This window comes from Rathayibacter sp. AY1E3 (assembly GCF_002932235.1).
Taxonomy (GTDB): Bacteria; Actinomycetota; Actinomycetes; order Actinomycetales; family Microbacteriaceae; genus Rathayibacter.
Genome location: NZ_PSVN01000022.1, coordinates 1 through 20,275, shown reverse-complemented (window position 1 = coordinate 20,275; position 20,275 = coordinate 1). Strand labels below are relative to the sequence as shown.

Genomic DNA, 20,275 nt, shown 5'->3' with positions numbered 1-20,275 from the left:
AGGATGCCACGCGCCCGGGCGATCGGCCGGGAATACCCCGGGCGGGTCGAAAGTTGGTGCGGAAGGAGGCGGGGCGAGCGGGTGTCAAGAGCCGTTCGAGGTGGTTTGCGAATCGATGCGTCGTGATGCACACTGACCCCGCCGATTTGTTGAACAGCAGAAATAAGAAGTGGATGGGAATGGCTACGGACTACGACGCCCCCCGCAAGACCGATGACGACTCCGAGTCGATCGAGGCCCTGAAGGAGCGAGTCCCCGACAAGATGTCCGGAGTCGTCGACGTCGATGACGCCGACAACCCGGGCGGATTCGAACTGCCCGGTGCCGATCTGTCCGACCTCGATCTGGACGTCGTGGTCCTTCCGCCCCAGGCGGACGAGTTCACGTGCGTGAGCTGCTTCCTCGTGAAGCACCGCTCGCAGATCGACCACGAGGAGAAGCTCGGACCGATCTGCCTGGAGTGCGCCGCTTAAGCGCCTCCCGGCTCCGAAGGAGGACCGCTCCGTCGCCGTGATCCCCGGATCGCGGCGACGATGTCGTCCGGGCGGCGGGTGGAGACCAGCCAGTACGGCGTCGGGTCGGCCGGATCCTCGATCGGGACCCGCACCACCTCCTTCACCCAGCCGCGGATGACCAGGTACGCCCGCGCGTCCAGGCGCGTCCCGCGCTCGGCGAACGCCTGGTCCCCCGAGTAGGAGGACGGCTCGCCCACGAGGTCCAGCGGGATGTGCGCGCGGCCGGCGCGCAGCTCCCCCTCCGCCACCTCGATCACGGGGGAGAGGGCCAGCAGCGACAGCACGCAGCCCGCGTACAGAACGACCGCGACGATCACCCCCACCGCGAGGTCGATGGGCGCGAACACCAGGATGCTGGCGGGGATCACGAGGGCGGTGGCGACGAAGAGCCAGGGCGCTGGCCACAGCCTCTCTCGGTAGGACGGCATGACCCTATTGGATCAGACGTTTGGTCTACCCTCGTCACGTGCCTGCAACCGTCGACGTCCCGATCACCGCGGACCGGCTCCCCTCCTACGCCCGTCCGGGCGACGCGGGAGCCGATCTCCACTCGACGGAGGACGTGGTGCTCGCCCCCGGTGAGCGCGCCTCCGTCGGCACCGGGGTGGCCGTCGCCCTCCCGGAGGGCCACGCCGGCTTCGTCGTCCCCCGCAGCGGGCTGGCCTTCAGGCACGGCATCACCGTCGTCAACGCCCCCGGAACGATCGACGCGGGCTACCGCGGCGAGATCCGGGTGGCGCTGCTGAACACCGACGGCCGCGAGACGTACCGCGTCTCGGCGGGGGACCGGATCGCGCAGCTCGTGATCGTCCCCGTCGTCCAGGCGAGGTTCACGGCCGTCGACGAGCTTCCCGAGTCGGTCCGCGGCACGGGCGGCTTCGGATCCACCGGGTACGCCGCCGGCGCCCAGGAGACCAGAATCCACGAGGAGAGCGCATGAGCGACATCCAGCCCACGGCCGGCGAGGCCGCCGAGCCCGTCCAGCAGGACTTCGAGAAGTCGGCGCCGGAGGACCGCGCGGAGGCCGGGCCCCTGGACGAGCGCGAGGCCAACCCGGTCCGCCCCTACATCGACCTCGGCGGGGTGAAGGTGCTTCCCCGCGAGGGCATGCACATCCGCCTCGAGGTCGAGGAGGGGACCAAGCGCGTCATCGCCGTCGGCCTCGACTACGCCGGGTCGACGCTGCAGGTGCAGCCCTTCTCCGCGCCGCGCTCCTCGGGCCTCTGGCACGAGATCCGCGGCCAGATCGCCGAGCAGATCGGCCGTCAGGGCGGATCGACGACGGAGCGCGACGGCGTCTTCGGTCCGGAGCTCGTCGCCGAGCTCCCGATCGCCGGCGGCCAGACCCGCGTCGCCCGGTTCGTCGGCGTCGACGGTCCGCGCTGGTTCCTCCGCGGCGTGATCGCCGGAGCCGGAGCCGTCGACGAGCAGGCGGCCGCCTCGGTCGAGGAGCTCTTCCGCAGCATCGTCGTGGTCCGCGGCAGCGGCCCGATGCCTCCGCGCGACCTGATCCCGCTGAAGGTGCCGACCGGCAGCCAGACCCAGCAGAGCGCGAGCTGACCGGCATGGAGCCGGTGCGGCCCGAGGACCCGGCCCGATCGGAGGAGCCGGTCCGGCCCGAGGTGGGCGACGCGATCGCGCAGGCCGCCCGCCGCTCGGGACTCGGCGCGGTCGCCGACGACGAGCCGTTCGACGGGAAGGCGCTGCTGCGCACCATGGGCGGCGTCCGGGGGATCCTCGAGGCCGTCGTGCCCGGCATAGCCTTCGTCCTGCTCTACACGGTCACCTCGGAGCTCGTGCTCTCGCTGGTCGCATCCGTCGGGCTCGCCGTGGCGTTCACGGTGGCGCGGGTGCTCGGCCGGACGCCGGTGATCCAGGCCGTCGGCGGACTGCTCGCCGTGGTGGTCTCGGCCGCACTGGCGCTGTTCACCGGGCGGGGCGTCGACAACTTCGCCCTGGGGCTGCTCACCAACCTCGTCTACGGGCTCGTCTTCCTCCTCTCCGTCCTCGTGCGCTGGCCCCTGATCGGCGTCGCCGCCGGCTTCCTGATGGGGGACGGCACCGCCTGGCGATCCGATCGGCGCAAGCGCCGCCTCTTCGGCGCCCTGACCCTCGCGTGGGCGGGGCTCTTCCTCCTGCGCCTGGCCGTGCAGTACCCGCTGTTCCTCGCCGAGGACACCACGGCGCTGGGCATCTGGAAGCTGGCGCTGGGCCTGCCCCTGTACGCGCCGCTGCTGGTGCTCACCGTGCTCGCCGTCCGGGCCGAGTACCGCGGAGCCGGCGAGCGCGCCGATGCGGGCGATGCTCCGGATCGTGCGTAGAATTGTCTCGACGTCGAGATAAATAGCGCTCGCCTCCCCGCACCGTCGCGGCGAGGTCGACCGGGCGCCTCGGCGTCGAGGAGTTAGGTCCTCCTTGGTGGCAGGCCGCTGTGCGCGGTCGTCAAGATGAGGACGGAGAGCGGCGCCGCCCGTCGGCGGACGCTGCAGTCAGCGAAGGAGAGGGCGACGTGTCCGCGGTAGACAGCTTTGGATCGAAAGACACCCTGAAGGTCGGCTCGACCGACTACGAGGTGTTCCGCATCGACCGGGTCCCCGGTCACGAGAAGCTCCCGTTCAGCCTCAAGGTGCTGCTCGAGAACCTCCTCCGCACGGAGGACGGCGCGAACATCACCGCCGACCACATCCGCGCCCTCGGCGAGTGGGTCCCGGAGTCGGAGCCCGACACCGAGATCCAGTTCACGCCGGCCCGCGTGGTCATGCAGGACTTCACCGGCGTGCCCTGCATCGTCGACCTCGCCACGATGCGCGAGGCCGTCGCTGCCCTGGGCGGCGACGCGAACCGGATCAACCCGCTCGCGCCCGCCGAGATGGTGATCGACCACTCCGTCATCGCCGACCTCTTCGGCACCGAGGACGCGCTCGAGCGCAACGTCGAGCTCGAGTACGAGCGCAACGGCGAGCGGTACCAGTTCCTCCGCTGGGGCCAGACCGCATTCGACGACTTCAAGGTCGTCCCGCCCGGAACCGGCATCGTGCACCAGGTCAACATCGAGTACCTGGCCCGCGTCACCATGACCCGCGAGGTGGGCGGTGCGCTGCGCGCCTACCCCGACACCTGCGTCGGCACCGACTCGCACACGACGATGGTCAACGGCCTCGGCGTGCTCGGCTGGGGCGTCGGCGGCATCGAGGCCGAGGCCGCGATGCTCGGCCAGCCCGTCTCGATGCTCATCCCGAAGGTCGTCGGCTTCAAGCTCACCGGCTCGATCCCGACCGGCGTGACCGCGACGGACGTCGTGCTCACCATCACGCAGATGCTGCGCAAGCACGGCGTGGTCGGCAAGTTCGTCGAGTTCTACGGGGCCGGCGTCGCCGCGGTGCCGCTCGCGAACCGCGCCACCATCGGCAACATGAGCCCCGAGTTCGGCTCCACCGCCGCGATGTTCCCCATCGACGACGTGACCCTCGACTACCTGCGCCTCACCGGCCGCAGCGACGAGCAGATCGCCCTCGTCGAGCAGTACTCCAAGCTGCAGAAGCTCTGGCACGACCCCGCGGTCGAGCCGGTCTTCAGCGAGTACCTCGAGCTCGACCTCGGCACCGTCGTCCCCTCGATCGCCGGCCCGAAGCGCCCGCAGGACCGGATCGAGCTCTCGTCCGCCAAGACGCAGTTCGAGTCGGACCTCACCAACTACGCGGACGTCTCGCACGACATCGTCGACCTGACCATCGCGGAGTCGTTCCCCGCCTCCGACCCCGGAGAGCTGCAGCCGCAGGACGAGCACAGCAGCCACGAGCACACCCACCGCTCGCACGCGCCGGCGACCGCCTCCAAGCCGACCACGGTCGAGCTCGGCGAGGGCGGGACCTTCACGATCGATCACGGCGCCGTCGCGATCGCGGCGATCACCTCGTGCACGAACACGTCGAACCCGTCCGTCATGCTCGCGGCCGGCCTGCTGGCCCGCAACGCGGCGCAGAAGGGCCTGAAGGCCAAGCCGTGGGTCAAGACCACGCTGGCGCCCGGATCGAAGGTCGTCACCGACTACTACGAGAAGGCCGGCCTGACCGAGTCGCTCGAGGCTCTCGGCTTCTACACGGTCGGCTACGGCTGCACGACCTGCATCGGCAACTCCGGCCCGCTGCTCGAGGAGATCTCGGCCGCGGTGCAGGACAACGACCTCGCCGTGACCGCCGTGCTCTCGGGCAACCGCAACTTCGAGGGCCGCATCAACCCGGACGTGAAGATGAACTACCTGGCGAGCCCCCCGCTCGTCATCGCCTACGCGCTCGCCGGCTCGATGAACTTCGACTTCGAGGTCGACGCGCTCGGCACCGACTCCGACGGCAACGACGTGTTCCTCAAGGACATCTGGCCCGACGCGGCCGAGGTGCAGGCGACGATCGACTCGTCGATCGACAAGTCGATGTTCGACACGCAGTACGCGGGCGTGTTCGACGGCGACGAGCGCTGGCGCGCGCTGCAGACCCCCGAGGGCTCGATCTTCGAGTGGGACGAGTCGTCGACCTACGTGCGGAAGCCCCCGTACTTCGACGGCATGACGATGGAGACGACCCCGGTCACCGACATCGCCGGTGCCCGCGTGCTCGCCAAGCTCGGCGACTCCGTCACGACCGACCACATCAGCCCCGCCGGCTCGATCAAGGCCGACAGCCCCGCCGGCCGCTACCTCGACGAGCACGGCATCGACCGCAAGGACTACAACTCCTACGGCTCGCGCCGCGGCAACCACGAGGTGATGATCCGCGGCACGTTCGCGAACATCCGCCTGCGCAACCAGCTGCTCGACGGCGTGGAGGGCGGCTACACCCGCGACTTCACTCAGCCGGACGCCCCGCAGTCGTTCATCTACGACGCGTCGCAGAACTACCAGGCCGAGGGAACCCCGCTCGTCATCCTGGGCGGCAAGGAGTACGGCTCCGGCTCGTCGCGCGACTGGGCGGCCAAGGGCACGAGCCTGCTGGGCGTCAAGGCGGTCATCGTCGAGAGCTTCGAGCGGATCCACCGCTCGAACCTCATCGGCATGGGCGTCGTCCCGCTGCAGTTCCCCGCGGGCGAGAGCTGGGAGTCGCTGGGCCTCGACGGCACCGAGTCGATCAGCATCTCGGGCATCGAGGAGCTGAACGAGGGCGTCACCCCCAAGACGGTCCACGTCGTCGCCGAGCCGACCGAGCACTCGGCCGAGGGCAAGCAGACCGTCGAGTTCGACGCGGTCGTCCGCATCGACACCCCCGGTGAGGCGGACTACTACCGCAACGGCGGCATCCTGCAGTACGTGCTGCGCTCGCTCGTCTAGATCAGCCGCAGAGCGTGTGCGCCTTCCCTGCGGGGGAGGCGCACACGCGTTCCCGGGGGCCCCGTGCGTAGACTCGGGAGACGTCCCCACCTCGCTCACGACCCCGGAAGGCGGCGCGCATGGCTGTTCTCGAGACCATCGGCGGTCCTCGCGATCTCGATCGCCTGACCGCGGCCGAGCTCGAGACGCTGGCGCAGGAGATCCGCGACTTCCTCGTGCGCGAGGTCTCGAAGACCGGCGGCCACCTGGGGCCGAATCTCGGCGTCGTCGAGACGACCATCGCGATCCACCGGGTCTTCGACTCGCCGCACGACGCGATCGTGTTCGACACCGGCCACCAGTCCTACGTCCACAAGCTGCTCACCGGTCGCCAGGACTTCTCGAAGCTCCGGCAGCGCGGCGGCCTCGCCGGCTACCCGCAGCGGAGGGAGTCGCCGCACGACATCGTCGAGAGCTCGCACGCCTCCAGCTCGCTGTCCTGGGCGGACGGCATCTCCCGCGCCTTCACGATGACCGGTCAGACCGACCGCCACGTCGTCGCGGTCGTGGGCGACGGCGCCCTCACCGGCGGCATGACCTGGGAGGCGCTGAACAACATCAGCGACGACAACTCCCGCGGGCTCGTCATCGTGGTCAACGACAACGGGCGCTCCTACGCCCCGACCATCGGCGGCATGGCCCGCTTCCTCAACGGCGTCCGCACGCGGCCGACCTACCGCACGATGCACCGCGGCTCCCGGGCCGTCTCGGAGCGGCTGGGCGGCCCCGCCGCCGCCGTCTACCGCGGCATGCGCGGCGGGCTCCACGGCTTCCTCAGCCGCTTCATCAACAACGAGGCGCTCTACTCCAACCTCGACATCAAGTACCTGGGGCCGATCGACGGACACGACCTGACGGCGATGGAGGAGGCCCTCCAGCAGGCGAAGGACTACGGCCAGCCGGTCATCGTCCACGCGATCACCCAGAAGGGCAAGGGCTTCGGTCCGGCCGTGCACGACCTCGCCGACCAGTTCCACGCCGTCGGGCAGATCGACCCCGAGACGGGCGAGCCGCTGAGCGCGGCCGGGGCCCGCTCGTGGACCTCGGTGTTCGCCGAGGAGATCGTCACCCTGGCCGACGAGGACCCGACGATCGTCGGCATCACGGCCGCCATGCTCCGGCCCGTCGGTCTCGACCGCCTCGCGGAGAAGTACCCGGAGCGCGTCTTCGACGTCGGCATCGCGGAGCAGCACGCCGTGACCTCGGCCGCCGGTCTCGCCTTCGGCGGGCTGCATCCGGTCGTCGCGCTGTACGCCACCTTCGTGAACCGCGCCTTCGACCAGGTCTTGATGGACGTCGCACTGCACCGAGCGGGCGTCACCTTCGTGCTGGACCGCGCCGGAGTCACCGGGCCCGACGGTCCGAGCCACCACGGCATGTGGGATCTGGCGATCCTGCAGGTCGTCCCGAACATCCGCCTCGCCGCTCCGCGCGACTCCGTGCGTCTGCGCGAGGAGCTGCGCGAGGCCGTGGGCGTCACCGACGCGCCGACCGTGGTGCGCTTCTCGAAGGGGAGCGTCGGTGACGAGATCGACGCCGTCGAGCGTCTCGGCGACGGGGTCGACGTGCTCGCCCGCGCCGAGCGCAAGGACGTGCTGCTGGTCACGGTCGGGCCGATGGCCGCGATGGGTCTCGAGGTCGCTGAGCGGCTCGCGGCCCAGGGCATCGGAGCCACCGTCGTGGACCCCCGCTGGGTCGTGCCCGTGCCCACCAGCATCATCGAGCTCGCCCGCGAGCACCGCATCGTCGTCTCGATCGAGGACGGGGTGCGCGTCGGTGGGATCGGCACACGCATCCGCCAGGACCTGCGCGAGGCCGGCGTGGACACCGCGGTGACCGAGCTCGGGCTGCCCGACCAGTTCCTCGACCACGCCAAGCGCGAGGAGATCCTCGAGGACGTCGGACTCACTCCCCAGCACATCGCTCGCGACGTCGTCGCGCAGGTGCTGGGCAGCAAGATCCCGGTCGCCCGTCCGCTCCCGGACGAGGTCGAGGCCCGGGACGACGCCCGCAGCGACTGATCGGCCGTCGGGACGTCCCTCAGGCGACGCGCGGAAGGGGCGCCGGATCAGATCCGGCGCCCCTTCCGCGTCACTGCACTCCGCGTCAGTCGACGCCGCGGATCGCGGGGTGGTGGAACGTGTCCCCGAACGCCCGCTCGCTCGCGCCGACCCGGTCGAGGTAGGGCGTGAGCCCGCCCATCTGGAACGGGTAGCCCGCGCCGAGGATCAGGCAGAGGTCGATGTCCTCCGCGGCGTGCACGACGTCGTCGTCCAGCATCCGCTTGACCTCGTCCGCGAGACCCGTCTCGACGCGCAGCCGCAGCTGCTCGGCCGTCATCGGCTCCGTGCCCCCGGCGACGATCGCGACCGCGCGCTTGTCGACGCCCTTCACACGCCCCTTCGCGTCGCGCTCGAAGACGCGGCCGAGCTCGGCGAGGCGGTGCAGGTTGGGGCTGTCGAAGAAGCGGTCGGGGAACGCGGCGTGGTGGGTGTCGAGCACGTGCGCGCCGACCTTGAGGCCCACCAGCTCGAGCAGCTCGAACGGGGTCATCGGCAGGCCGAACGGAGCCAGCGACTGCTCGACGACCTCGAAGGGAGTGCCCGTGTCGACCGCGTGCATCGCCTCGCCCAGGACCTTCGCCAGCACGCGGTTCACCACGAAGCCCGGGGTGTCGCGCGTGATGACGGCGTTCTTCTTGAGCTTCGCGGCGGTGACCATCGCCGTCGAGAGGGTCTCGTCGTCGGTGTGCGGCGTCCGGACCACCTCGATCAGCGGCATGACCGCGACCGGGTTGAAGAAGTGGAAGCCGACGAGGCGCTCGGGGTGCTCCAGCCGCTCGCCGATGCGCTCGACGGAGAGGGACGAGGTGTTGGTCGCGAGCACCGCCGTGGGCGAGACGTAGCGCTCGATGTCGGCGAACACGTCCTGCTTCACCGACAGCTCCTCGAAGACCGCCTCGATCACCCAGTCGGCGTCGGCGAAGTCGGAGCGGTCGGTCGTGCCGGTGATCAGCGCGCGGAGGCGGTTCGCGTCGTCGGGGGAGACGCGTCCCTTCGCCAGCAGCGCGTCTATCTCGGCGCGGATGCCCGCGACGCCCTTGTCGACCCGCTCCTGGTCGAGGTCGGTGATGACCACCGGCACCTGGAGGCGGCGGAGGAAGAGCAGCGCGAACTGCGAGGCCATGAGGCCCGCGCCGACGACCCCGACCTTGGTGACGGGCTTGGCCAGCGCCCTGTCGGGCGCTCCCGCAGGACGCTTGGCGCGCTTCTGCACCAGATCGAACGCGTAGATGCTCGCGCGGAACTGGTCGCCCGAGATCAGGTCGGCCAGCGCCTCGTCCTCGGCGGCGAAGCCCTCCTCGCGCGTGGTGTTCTTCGCGGCCTTGAGCAGCTCCAGCGCGCGGTACGGAGACGCCGCGACCGTGCCGATCCGCGACTCCACCTGCTTGCGCGCGATCGAGATCGCGACGTCCCACTTGACCAGCCGCTCCAGCTTGCCGGGCGCGTTCGGCCGCTCCACCTTCACGGAGCCGCCGATCACACCGTCGGCCCAGCGGAGCGAGTCCTCGAGGAAGGCGGCGGGCGGGAAGATCGCGTCGGCGATGCCGAGGTCGAACACCTCCTGGCCCTTGAGCGTGCGGTTGTTCTTCAGCGGGTTCTCGACGACGACCTTGAGGGCGTTCTCGATGCCGATCAGGTTCGGCAGGAGCCACGCGCCGCCCCAGCCGGGGATGATGCCGAGGAAGACCTCGGGGAGCCCGAGCGCGGGGATGGAGGAGTCGACGGTGCGGTAGTCGGCGTTCAGGCCGATCTCGGTGCCGCCGCCCAGGGCGAGGCCGTTGATGAAGGCGAAGGACGGCACGCCCAGCTCGGCCAGCATCCCCAGCGTGCGATGGCCCAAGCGCGCCAGCTGGCGGCCGAGCTCACGGCTCGGGATGGCCCCGACCTTGCTGAGGTCGGCTCCCGCGGCGAGGATGAACGGCTTGCCGGTGATGCCGACCGCCTGGATCTCGCCGCGCGAGGCGCGCTCCTTCTGCGTGAGGAGGACGTCCGCCAGCTCGAAGAGCGACGCCGGTCCGAAGGTGTTGGGGCGGGTGTGGTCGCGGTCGTTGTCGAGCGTGATCAGGGCGAGCGTGCGGCCGCTGGGCAGCGGCACGTCGCGGACGTAGGAGTGGGTGACGACCTCGCCCTCGGCGAGGTCCACGAGGTTCTCGAATCCGTCGAGCATGGGTCAGCGTCCCTTCCGTCGTCCGCGCTTGCCGTCGTAGTGCGGGTTCTCCCAGATCACCGTGCCGCCCTGGCCGAGGCCGACGCAGAGGGCCGTCACGCCGTAGCGGACCTCGGGGTGCGACTCGAACTGCCGGGCCAGCTGGATCATCAGCCGGACCCCGGAGGAGGCGAGCGGGTGGCCGATCGCGATCGCTCCGCCGTACTCGTTGACGCGCGGGTCGTCGTCGTCGAGGCCGAAGTGGTCGAGGAAGGAGAGCACCTGCACGGCGAACGCCTCGTTGAGCTCGAAGAGCCCGATGTCCTCGATGGTCAGGCCCGCCTTGCGGAGCGCCTTCTCGGTCGAGGGGACCGGGCCGATGCCCATGATCTCGGGCTCGACGCCGGCGTACGCGAAGCTCACCATCCGCATCTTCGCGGACAGGCCCAGCTCCTGTGCGGCCTCGGCGCTGGCCAGGAGCGACACCGTCGCTCCGTCGTTGAGCCCGGAGGAGTTGCCCGCGGTCACCCGGCCGTGGGGGCGGAACGGGGTCCGCAGGCCCGCGAGGCCCTCGAGGGTCGTCTCGGGGCGCGGTGCCTCATCGGCGGTCGCGAGGCCCCAGCCCGCGGCGCTGCGCGTGGCGACGGGGACGAGGTCCGGCTGGATGCTGCCGGCGGCGTACGCGGCGGCGAGCTTCTGCTGGCTCCGCAGGGCGTAGTGGTCGGCGCGCTCCTTCGTCAGGTGCGGGAAGCGGTCGTGGATCCGCTCCGCCGTGCGGCCCATGTTGAGCGCGTCCTCGCCGACGAGGTGCTCGGAGAGGAAGCGCGGGTTGGGGTCGGCGCCGAAGCCCATCGGGTGCCGGCCCATGTGCTCCACGCCGCCGGCGAGGACCACGTCGTAGGCGCCGAAGGCGATGCCGCCCGCGGTCGCGGTGACCGAGGTCATCGCGCCGGCGCACATGCGGTCGATGGCGAAGCCGGGCACCGACTTCGGCAGCCCTGCGAGCAGCGCCGCCGTGCGGCCGAGGGTCAGGCCCTGGTCGCCCTGCTGGGTGGTGGCGGCGATCGCCACCTCGTCCACCCGCACCTTCGGCAGCGCGCCGTTGCGCTCCAGCAGACCGATCATCGCCTTGACGACGAGGTCGTCGGCTCGGGTCTGCCAGTACATGCCCTTCTCGCCGGCACGCCCGAACGGAGTACGGACTCCGTCGACGAACACGACTTCGGATCTCTCGGCCACAATGCCTCCCAGGAACTCACGGTCGCCGTCGATCGTAGGAACCGGCACCGCGCAGCCGGAATCCTTTGCCGCTTCCTACGAAGGGGTTTCGGTGCCCTCGGCCGACGCTTGGGCCGCTTCGACAAACGCGGTGGCGATCGAGCCCGATGTGGCCTCGACCTGCCAGGCGCGGGCGCCGGCGCGGGTGAGCTCCGCGGCGACCGACTCCGCGGTCAGCGGCTCGGGCGGGTTCCAGGCCACCCGGCGCAGCAGCTCCGGCGTGAGCAGGTTCTCGACCGGGAGCGAGAGCAGCTCCGCGATCTCGGTGACCACGGCGCGTCCCGCCTTCAGGCGCGCGTCGGCGGCCGGGTTGCGATCGCCCCACGCGCGCGGAGGGGGGAGCGTGTCGGCGGCCGGGCGGGTCGGGCTCGGCAGGTCCTCGGTCGTCGTCCCGCGCTCGATCGCGGCCCACCAGCGCTCGACCTCGCCGCGGCTGGCGCGGCCGGTGAAATCGCGGCGGCCCGAGAGCTGGCCGATGCTGGTCGGGATGTTGCGGGCGACCGCGATGATCGAGGAGTCGGGGATCAGGCGGCCGGGAGCGATGTCGCGCTCGCGGGCGAACGCGTCCCGGGCCAGCCAGAGCTCGCGCGCCACGGCGAGGGGGCGCGGGCCGCGGAGCGAGTGCATGCCGGAGAGGCGGCGCCACGGATCCGGCGGGACCGCCTTCGGGGCGCGCGCGAGCGTCGCCTCGAACTCCTCGCGGGCGATGCGCGTCTTCCGCGCGGCGATGAGCATCTCCTCCATGCGGTCGCGGAGGTCCACGAGGAGCTCCACGTCCTTCGCGGCGTAGACGAGCCAGCTCTGGGGGAGGGGGCGGGTCGACCAGTCGGCGGCCGAGTGCTCCTTGGCCAGGTGGATGCCGAGGAGGTCCTCGACGACGGCGCCGAGGCCCACCTTGGGCAGTCCGAGGAGCCGGGCGGCGAGCTCGGTGTCGAAGATCCGCACCGGGTCCAGGCCCACCTCGCGCAGGCAGGCGAGATCCTGGCTGGCGGCGTGGAGGACCCACTCCTCCTGGCCGATGACCGCCTGCAGGGCGTCCATCCGGCCGATGGCGGGGGGATCGAAGAGGAACGCGCCGGCACCGCGCCGGTAGACCTGGATCAGGTACGCGCGCTGCGAGTAGGTGAAGCCGGAGGCGCGCTCGGCGTCGACGGCGACGGGGCCCTCGCCGGCGGCGAGGGCGTCGACCGCGGCGAGGAACTCGTCGGGCGTGGAGAGGACACGGTAATCAGTCACGGTTGTTCCGTCGGAAGGCGAGCGGGGTCACACCGTCGCTCGATACGGGCGGGAGACCCGCGAGCATGCACAACAGCTCCCCCCACCCTTCCACGTGAGCGGCGAGCTGCGCATCATCCGGGCTCCAGGAGGCGCGGATCTCGATCTGCGCACCGTCCCCCTGAGCGGCCAGCTCGCCGAAACCGGTGGAGAGCACCTTGGTGGCCGTGCCGGACGCGGCGGAATAGGAGGCGCCCCGCGCCCCGAGGGCGTCGATGAGCCAGGACCAGGCGACCTCGGCGAGGAACGGATCGGTGCCGATCTCGACCTCGAGCGGGGCCTGGGCGAAGCAGACGACACGGAAGGGGCCGCCCCACTGCTCGGGCTCCTCGGGGTCGTAGAGCAGGATGAAGCGCCCCGTGCCCAGCTCGGAGTCGCGTCCGTGCGCGTGCGGCGCGACGTCGCCCGACAGGGCGAGGGCCCAGGGCGCGAGACCCGACGGCGAGGCGATCTCGGACACGGTGAGCTCGGCGCGCGTGGCAGCGGCGCGGATCGACTCCGTCGCGACCCGGAACTCCTCGGGGAGCTGGGACGACGCTGGGAATTCGGGCACGGTCGCAGACTAGGGTTCCGACGCGCCCGGGACGCGGAGGCACGCCGGGTGGGCGGCTCTCAGCGCGTGCGGCTCCAGCGGGCGTAGACGGCCCCGGAATCGTCCGCGGCCAGGAGCGTCAGGGCGTAGGCGTCGTCGACGACGGCCGTGCCCGTCGCGACCGGGAGGCCCGGGAGGACCACGCGCGGCGAGGTGGTGAGGCACAGCTCGTCGACCCGGCCCGAGGCGAGGAACTGGCCCGAGAGCGAGGCGCCGCCCTCGCAGACGACGCGGTGCAGGCCGAGCCCGGCGAGAGCCTCCAGGAGCTCGTCGACGCCGATCCGCTCCGAGGAGGACGGGACCGGGACGACCTCGACGCCGGCGGGGAGCCCCTCCACCGCGCCGCGCGACTCCGGCACCAGCAGCAGGACCCGGGAGCCCTCCTGCAGCTCCAGGCGGTGCCCGGCGAGATCGCCCGAGGCGGAGACGACGGCGAGCGGGACCCGCCGGGGAACGCGGTAGCCCTCGGCGCGGACGCTCGCGGCTCCGACGAGGACGACGTCGGCCTGCTCGCGGACGACTCCGAGGATCGTGCGGTCGACGCGGTTGGTCAGCGTCTCGCTGGTGCCGTCGGAGCCGGTGCTGGAGCCGGTGACGCTCGCGATCATGTTCAGGCGCACGCGCACCGCCTCGTCGGGACGCCAGGCGTCCGCGACCGCCGCTCGCGCGCCCTCCTCGCCGATCACGATCGGCGGACCGGCGGGGACGAGCGGCCGGAGGATCATGCGGCCAGGTGCGCGCGGACCTGCCGCTTGGTGCGGCCGAGCAGCGCGGTCATGCCGCGCAGGCGCAGCGGCGAGACCGCCTCCGAGAGGCCGATGGTCTGCGGGAAGTCGTCGGGGACGGCGAGCACCTGCTCGGGGGTGAGCCCGGCCAGGCCCTGCGCCAGGATCGACGCGAAGCCGCGCGTCGTGGGCGCCTCGCGGGGAGCAGTGGCGTGCAGGTGCACGATCCCGCCGTCGACGTCGACGACGATGAAGACGGGCGCCTGGCACTCCTCCACGCGCTCGAAGAGGTCCGGGTGGTCGCGGTAGCGCTCGGGCAGGTCGGGGAGCTCGTTCGAGAACTCGAGCAGGAGCTGCAGGCGCTCCGGCTTCTCGAGGGCGAGGAACTCCTCGCGGATGTCGCGCAGAGCGTCGGGGAGCGTGGTGTCGGTCATCCGGTCCAGTGTCTCATCGGGGGAGGGGCGGCGGGCGGTCGCAGCGGAGGCCGGGAGCCCGGATCCGGCCCGTCGACGGGCGGATCGGCGCTCCCGGCCTCCGTGGTGACGCGTCAGCGGGCCGCGGGGGCCTCGCCGGGCTCGGCGCCCTGCACGATCGGGACGCGGACGGCGCTGCCCCACTCGGTCCAGGAGCCGTCGTAGTTGCGGACGCCCTCGAAGCCGAGGAGGTGGGTCAGCACGAACCAGGTGTGGGCGGAGCGCTCGCCGATCCGGCAGTAGGCGATGACGGAGTCGCCGTCCTTCAGCCCCGCGCCCTCGCGGTAGATGCCGTTCAGCTCGTCGAGGGGGCGGAAGGTGCCGTCCTCGGCGGCGGCCCTGCCCCAGGGCACGTTCTGCGCGCTCGGGATGTGACCGGCGCGCAGGGCGCCCTCCTCCGGGTAAGCCGGCGCCGTGGTGCGCTGCCCGGTGAACTCCTCCGGGGAGCGGACGTCGATCAGCGGGTTGCCGAAGTGCGCGAGGACGTCGTCCTTGAAGGCGCGGATCTCGGCGTCGCTGCGTTCGACGACGGGGTACTCGGCGGGCTCCGGGGAGGAGGCGTCGGTGGTCGTCGGGCGGCCCTCCGCGAGCCACTTGTCGCGGCCGCCGTCGAGCAGACGGACGTCCTCGTGACCGAAGAGGGTGAAGACCCAGAGCGCGTAGGCGGCCCACCAGTTGTTCTTGTCGCCGTAGACGACGACGGTGGTGTCGCGGGCGATGCCCTTGCCGCCGACGAGCGCGGCGAACGCGGCACCGTCGATGTAGTCGCGCTGCACCGGGTCGTTGAGGTCGGTGTGCCAGTCGATCTTGACGGAGCCAGGGATGTGGCCGGTCTCGTAGAGCAGGACGTCCTCGTCGGACTCGACGACGACGAGACCGGGAGTGCCGAGGCGCTGCTCGAGCCAGTCGGCGCTGACGAGCCGTTCGGGGTGCGCGTAGGAGGCGAACTTCGGCGACGGATCGGTTTCGACGGACAAGGAGGACCTCCAGGATGGTGCGCGGAGCGCGGGCGTGATTCCACGGCGGGCTACGCTGGAGCCCGCCCTTCAGCGACAGTACGCGTCCGCGGACGACGCCGCACGGAGGGCGCCGTAAGAGTTCGACACAGAACCGCGGCGGCTCCGTGCCCGGCGCGGCCGCCGCCACTGAGCGCACTGACCCCCGCCGTGCGCAGGATGCGAGACGCGAGTGAGCCCCGACGACGTCCGATCGACGAGCAGCCTGACCGCCCGCTCGCCCCAGATCAGCGGGCACGAGATCGCGTCGACGCTGGTGCCCCCGCGCCAGTTCGAGGGCGCCACCTTCGAGAGCTACCGTCCCGACCCGGAGTACCCCTCGCAGGCCGACGCGGTGGAGGCTCTCCGCGCGTTCGCCGCCGGCGGCGGATCCAAGGGCGGCGGAGGCGGCTTCCTGGGCTTCGGCCGGAAGAAGGCCCCCGCGGTCAAGCCGGGCGTGTACCTCGACGGCGGCTTCGGCGTCGGCAAGACCCACCTGCTCGCGGCGATCTGGCACGCGGTGCCGGGCCGCACCTACTTCGGGACGTTCATCGAGTACACCGCGCTCGTCGGCGCGCTCGGCTACGCGGCGACCGTCTCGCTCCTCAAGGGCTCGGCGCTCCTGTGCATCGACGAGTTCGAACTGGACGACCCGGGCGACACGATGCTGATGACGCGGCTCCTCGGCGAGCTGGTCGCTTCCGGGACCCGCATCGCCGCGACCTCGAACACCCCGCCCAACGCGCTGGGCGAGGGGCGCTTCGCCGCGGCGGACTTCCTCCGCGAGATCCAGTCGATGGCCGCCCACTTCGAGACGATGCGGATCGACGGCACCGACTACCGGCGCCGCGACATCGAGGGCCACGCCGTGGTGCGCACCGACGAGGAGATCGACGCTCTCGTCGCGGCCGCCCCCGCAGGCTCCGTCGTCACCGACGACCCGTTCGCGGACGCCGTGCACCACCTGGGCACCGTGCACCCCTCCCGCTACATCAAGGTGATCGACGGCGTCGACACCATCGTGCTCCGGGGTGTCACCGCTCTGACCGACCAGACCGACGCCCTGCGCCTCGTGGCCTTCATCGACCGGGTCTACGACGCGCAGATCCCGGTCCTCGCCTCCGGGACGCCCCTCGACGAGGTCTTCGGCGGCGACATGCTGAGCGGCGGCTACCGCAAGAAGTACCTGCGCTCGATGTCGCGGCTCATCGCGCTCACCTCGATGGCGCCCCGCTCCTAGGGGCGGATCCGCTCTCCTCCCGGCGTTCCCGGGGTCGTCGTCGTGCCGTCCGCCAGCGCGCCGTAACGCGCTTTTTACACAGGGGCCTCGGCCGTAACCTCCGCGAAACGCGGTGCCTCACGGGACGAAACCTCGCGCCACCAGACTGTCGGCTACCCGAGGTGACCCGACACCCGCGTGTCTCCAGGCCGTGCTCCGACGCAGCGTCCTCGCTCCGGGCTTTTCTCTGCACACTCACGAGAGGTTCAACAATGGATCAAGGCAATACCGCGTTCCTGCTCATCGCAGCCGCGCTGGTCCTGCTCATGACCCCCGGGCTCGCCTTCTTCTACGGCGGCCTGGTGCGTGCGAAGAGCGTCATCAGCATGATGATGCTCAGCTTCGGAGCCATGGGCCTCATCGGGGTCCTCTGGGTCCTGTACGGCTACGCGATCGCGTTCGGCAACGGCCCGTCCGGCCCCGCAGGGACCGACACCTTCGTCGGCATCGACGGCGTCCTCGGCATCGACACCGCCCAGATCGGCCTGCAGGGCATCTACAACGACGCGCTCGGCGAGCAGACGTCGGCCTACCCGACGCTGGCCTTCGCCGCGTTCCAGGCGACGTTCGCGATCATCACCGTCGCGCTCATCTCCGGCGCCATCGCGGACCGCGCGAAGTTCGGCGCCTGGATGGTCTTCGCCGGCGTCTGGGCCACCGTCGTCTACTTCCCGGTCGCCTCGTGGGTCTTCAACTTCACCCTCGGCGACGACGCCACCGTCGTCGACGGCGGCTGGATCGCCTACGGCGTCGGCGCGATCGACTTCGCGGGCGGCACCGCCGTCCACATCAACGCCGGAGCGGCGGCCCTCGCCCTCGCCCTGGTGCTCGGCAAGCGCGTCAACTTCACCAAGGGCGCGCACCAGCCGCACAACCCGCCGTTCGTGCTCCTGGGCGCCGGACTGCTGTGGTTCGGCTGGTTCGGCTTCAACGCCGGCTCCGAGCTCGCCGCCGACGGCATCGCGGCCGTCGCCTTCCTCAACACCATCGCCGCTCCGGCCGCCGCGATCCTCGGCTGGCTCGTCGTCGAGAAGATCAAGGACGGCAAGCCCACCTCGATCGGCGCCGCCTCGGGCGCGGTCGCGGGCCTCGTCGCGATCACCCCGGCCTGCGCCAGCCTGTCGCCGTTCTGGGCGATCGTCCTGGGCGTCATCACCGGAGCCGTCTGCGCCCTGGCGATCGACCTCAAGTACCGCCTCGGCTACGACGACTCGCTCGACGTGGTCGGCGTGCACCTGGTCGGCGGCCTCATCGGAACGCTCTACATCGGCTTCTTCGGCACCGGCGTGGGCCTGTTCCTCACCGGCGACGCGAGCCAGCTCGGCAAGCAGGCCCTCGCGGCCTTCACCGTCCTCGCCTACTCCTTCGTCATGACGCTCCTCATCGGCTGGATCATCCAGAAGACGATGGGCTTCCGCGTGAAGAACGAGGACGAGATCGCCGGCATCGACACGGCCATCCACGGCGAGGCGGGCTACGTCCTGGCGGACTGACCCCCTCCTCCGCAGCACCCGACGGGGTGCCGGCTCTCCGGAGCCGGCACCCCGTCGGCGCGTCCGGGCCGGGCGACCGCCGGGCGCGCCCCCGCGGGCGGGCGGCCGCGGATCCGGGCTAGGGTTCCGGGGTGCCCTCCTCGCGCTCGGTCGTGTCCCTGCTCCTCCGACTCCTCGGCCGCGCGGTCGCCCCGCGGCCGGACGCCGGGCCCCGCCCGCAGCGCCCGTACCTGAGCACGACGGCGCCGACCCCGGGCGCGAGCGGAGTGGGCCGCACCGTCGAGGTCGACCCGTCGCGGCTCCGCGGGGTCCGCCTGGGCTACGCGCCCACGCCCGACGGCGACCCGGACCCGGGCGAGGTCGTCTGGACCTGGGTGCCGTACGAGGAGGACGACGGCCGCGGCAAGGACCGCCCGGTGCTCGTGCTCGCGGTCGAGAAGTCGGGGACGGTGCTCGCCGTGCGGCTGAGCTCGAAGGAGCACTCCGACTACCTGGCCGTCGGGACCGGCGGCTGGGACCCGGACGGGCGCCCCAGCTGGGTCGACCCGGAGCGCGTGTTCCGCGTGCACCCCGCCGGGATGCGCCGCGAAGGAGCAGCTCTGGAGCGTGCTCGGTACGACGCCGTCGCCCGGGTGCTCTCGGCGCGGTACGGCTGGCACTGAGCGCTCGACGCCGTCGAGCGGCCACGAGTGGTCGCCGCTGAGCGCCTCAGGGGAGATCCCTGCCCGTCGAACGAGGGCCGTGCTCCTCGGAGGAGGCGTCAGACCGGGTCGATCGGCACGAAGCCCGCGTACTTCGCGGCGCGGCCGTCCCCGGAGGACGTGCCGGTGAGCCTGCGCTGCACCCACGGCGCGACGTGCTGCCGGTAGTACTGCACGGTTCCGCCGCGCCGGAGTGCGGCCTCGGGAGCGTCGGGCAGCGCGGCGGGCGGCGTGAGCCCGAGCGCCCGCAGGACCCGGTCGGCCACCCGCCGGTGCCCCCGCGGGCCGAGGTGCAGGCGGTCCTCCGACCACAGCTCCGGATCGGCGAAAGCGGGGTCGTGCCAGTTGTCGGCGACGACCACGTCGGTCCGGTGGCTCGTCCGACGCAGGACGGCGTCGGTCAGTGCGTCCCCGCGGCGGCGGATGAGCGAGCCGAGCGGGAGCCGCGGCGACGGGTCGGCGCCGGCCAGGGCGATCAGCACGACGCCCTGCTCGTCGCAGCGCTCGAGGACGCGGAGGTAGGCGTCGGCGATCCGCTCGATGTCGGCCCGCGGGCGCAGCATGTCGTTGCCGCCGCCGTTGAAGGAGAGGTGGGTCGGGCCCAGGGCGAGCGCGGGCTCGAGCTGCTCGGCGAGGATCGGCGCGATGAGCCGGCCCCGGATCGCGAGATTGGCGTACTCGATCCGCTCGCCCGTGGCCGCCGCCCATCCCGCGACCGTCAGATCGGCCCAGCCGCGCGGGGTGCCGTCCGGCCGCTCGTCGCCGACGCCCTCGGTGAAGGAATCGCCGATCGCGACGTAGCGGACGGCCGTCATCGGCGGGTTCCGGAGGTGCGCATCGTGGCACTGTACCGCTCCGCGGCCGGGCTCAGGCGCGGCGCCCCAGCGGGGTGACAGGTGCCGAGCGGACGCTGCTGGGGCGGTCCGGCGTCGCGGCGCCCGGCGCTGCGGCGAGCAGCTCCTCCTCGGGCCGGGTGCCGGGCCGGTGCTCGCGCTCGGGACGCGGGGCGGCCCGGAACCAGGCGGCCAGCGCGGAGGACCGGCGGTGCCTCCGGTGGTCGCGGTCCAGCTCGGCGGTGCCCCGGTAGCCGGAGCCCCGGGCGATGCGGTCGAGGCCGCCGAGAGCGACGGGGGTGCTCGCCATCAGGACGGCGGCCAGCTCGAGTCGGCGGAGGGCGAGGTGCTCGTCGAGGCCGAGCCCGTAGCAGCGGCGGAACCGCAGCCGCAGCAGCAGGGCGGGCATCCGCAGCTCGGCGGCGAGGTGGTGGACGGTGAAGCGCCGATCGAGGTAGCGCTCGTTGACGAGGGCGGCCGCCGCGATGGCGACGACGTCGAGCGGCCGCCCTCGTCAACGAGCGCTACCTCGATCGGCGCTTCACCGT

Annotated in this window: 19 protein-coding genes; 9 read left to right on the top strand and 10 right to left on the bottom strand. The window is 72.0% G+C overall.

The window, feature by feature from the left end:
• The first annotated feature begins 179 nt into the window (after positions 1–179).
• On the top strand, positions 180–473 hold the full coding sequence (locus C5C53_RS14755; RefSeq protein ID WP_055792269.1) for a DUF4193 domain-containing protein: 294 nt from the start codon (positions 180–182) through the stop codon (positions 471–473).
• Here the strand turns inward: C5C53_RS14755 and C5C53_RS14750 are convergent.
• Entirely contained in the window at positions 470–943 is a 474-nt protein-coding gene (locus C5C53_RS14750) for a DUF3093 domain-containing protein (RefSeq protein WP_104267885.1), read from the bottom strand. The two genes, C5C53_RS14755 and C5C53_RS14750, sit on opposite strands and share 4 nt — an antisense overlap.
• Positions 944–981: 38 nt before the next feature.
• Between C5C53_RS14750 and dut the strand changes: the two genes are divergently transcribed.
• From dut to dxs, 5 genes are all read left to right on the top strand, one after another.
• A complete protein-coding gene (gene dut, locus C5C53_RS14745) occupies positions 982–1,455 on the top strand; it encodes a dUTP diphosphatase (protein WP_104267884.1) in 474 nt (157 codons plus the stop codon).
• Positions 1,452–2,075: a DUF3710 domain-containing protein gene (locus C5C53_RS14740; protein WP_104248032.1), complete on the top strand. Its 624-nt coding sequence runs from the start codon at positions 1,452–1,454 to the stop codon at positions 2,073–2,075. The genes dut and C5C53_RS14740 overlap by 4 nt, the downstream gene beginning before the upstream one ends.
• Positions 2,076–2,080: 5 nt before the next feature.
• A complete protein-coding gene (locus tag C5C53_RS14735) occupies positions 2,081–2,836 on the top strand; it encodes a DUF3159 domain-containing protein (protein ID WP_104267883.1) in 756 nt (251 codons plus the stop codon).
• Between the two features lie 188 nt (positions 2,837–3,024).
• Positions 3,025–5,835 carry an aconitate hydratase AcnA gene (gene acnA / locus C5C53_RS14730; protein WP_104267882.1) on the top strand — a complete coding sequence of 937 codons (2,811 nt, stop codon included), beginning with the start codon at positions 3,025–3,027 and terminating at the stop codon, positions 5,833–5,835.
• Between the two features lie 119 nt (positions 5,836–5,954).
• The gene (gene dxs / locus C5C53_RS14725) at positions 5,955–7,895 is read left to right on the top strand and encodes a 1-deoxy-D-xylulose-5-phosphate synthase (RefSeq protein WP_104267881.1); all 1,941 of its coding nucleotides are present in this window, start codon (positions 5,955–5,957) and stop codon (positions 7,893–7,895) included.
• Positions 7,896–7,980: 85 nt separating this feature from the next.
• On the opposite strand, the gene C5C53_RS14720 is transcribed toward dxs, so the two are convergent.
• From C5C53_RS14720 to C5C53_RS14690, 7 genes are all read right to left on the bottom strand, one after another.
• Positions 7,981–10,104 carry a 3-hydroxyacyl-CoA dehydrogenase NAD-binding domain-containing protein gene (locus tag C5C53_RS14720; protein WP_104267880.1) on the bottom strand — a complete coding sequence of 708 codons (2,124 nt, stop codon included), beginning with the start codon at positions 10,102–10,104 and terminating at the stop codon, positions 7,981–7,983.
• A 3-nt stretch (positions 10,105–10,107) separates the two neighbouring features.
• Positions 10,108–11,322, bottom strand: a complete 1,215-nt coding sequence (locus tag C5C53_RS14715; protein ID WP_104267879.1) for a thiolase family protein — start codon at positions 11,320–11,322, stop codon at positions 10,108–10,110.
• Positions 11,323–11,397: 75 nt separating this feature from the next.
• Positions 11,398–12,597, bottom strand: coding sequence for a ribonuclease D (locus C5C53_RS14710; RefSeq protein ID WP_104267878.1), 1,200 nt, complete (start codon positions 12,595–12,597; stop codon positions 11,398–11,400).
• Entirely contained in the window at positions 12,590–13,189 is a 600-nt protein-coding gene (locus C5C53_RS14705; protein ID WP_104222090.1) for a DUF3000 domain-containing protein, read from the bottom strand. Before C5C53_RS14705 ends, C5C53_RS14710 begins: the two co-directional genes overlap by 8 nt.
• Positions 13,190–13,248: 59 nt before the next feature.
• A complete protein-coding gene (locus C5C53_RS14700) occupies positions 13,249–13,953 on the bottom strand; it encodes a dihydrofolate reductase family protein (protein ID WP_104222088.1) in 705 nt (234 codons plus the stop codon).
• Positions 13,950–14,387, bottom strand: a complete 438-nt coding sequence (locus C5C53_RS14695; protein WP_104238764.1) for a SufE family protein — start codon at positions 14,385–14,387, stop codon at positions 13,950–13,952. Before C5C53_RS14695 ends, C5C53_RS14700 begins: the two co-directional genes overlap by 4 nt.
• Positions 14,388–14,500: 113 nt before the next feature.
• Positions 14,501–15,403: a sulfurtransferase gene (locus C5C53_RS14690; protein WP_104232576.1), complete on the bottom strand. Its 903-nt coding sequence runs from the start codon at positions 15,401–15,403 to the stop codon at positions 14,501–14,503.
• Positions 15,404–15,614: 211 nt separating this feature from the next.
• Between C5C53_RS14690 and zapE the strand changes: the two genes are divergently transcribed.
• The 3 genes from zapE (at position 15,615) to C5C53_RS14675 (ending at position 18,855) form a co-directional block, all read left to right on the top strand.
• Positions 15,615–16,661 (top strand): cell division protein ZapE, encoded by a 1,047-nt coding sequence (zapE, locus tag C5C53_RS14685; protein ID WP_104222082.1) that lies wholly within the window; start codon positions 15,615–15,617, stop codon positions 16,659–16,661.
• A 251-nt stretch (positions 16,662–16,912) separates the two neighbouring features.
• The gene (locus C5C53_RS14680; protein WP_104222080.1) at positions 16,913–18,193 is read left to right on the top strand and encodes an ammonium transporter; all 1,281 of its coding nucleotides are present in this window, start codon (positions 16,913–16,915) and stop codon (positions 18,191–18,193) included.
• A gap of 131 nt (positions 18,194–18,324) precedes the next feature.
• Positions 18,325–18,855 carry a type II toxin-antitoxin system PemK/MazF family toxin gene (locus C5C53_RS14675; protein ID WP_167299028.1) on the top strand — a complete coding sequence of 177 codons (531 nt, stop codon included), beginning with the start codon at positions 18,325–18,327 and terminating at the stop codon, positions 18,853–18,855.
• Positions 18,856–18,953: 98 nt separating this feature from the next.
• On the opposite strand, the gene C5C53_RS14670 is transcribed toward C5C53_RS14675, so the two are convergent.
• A complete protein-coding gene (locus C5C53_RS14670; protein WP_104267877.1) occupies positions 18,954–19,709 on the bottom strand; it encodes an SGNH/GDSL hydrolase family protein in 756 nt (251 codons plus the stop codon).
• Positions 19,710–19,761: 52 nt separating this feature from the next.
• On the bottom strand, positions 19,762–20,136 hold the full coding sequence (locus tag C5C53_RS14665) for a hypothetical protein (RefSeq protein ID WP_104267876.1): 375 nt from the start codon (positions 20,134–20,136) through the stop codon (positions 19,762–19,764).
• Positions 20,137–20,275: the final 139 nt, after the last annotated feature.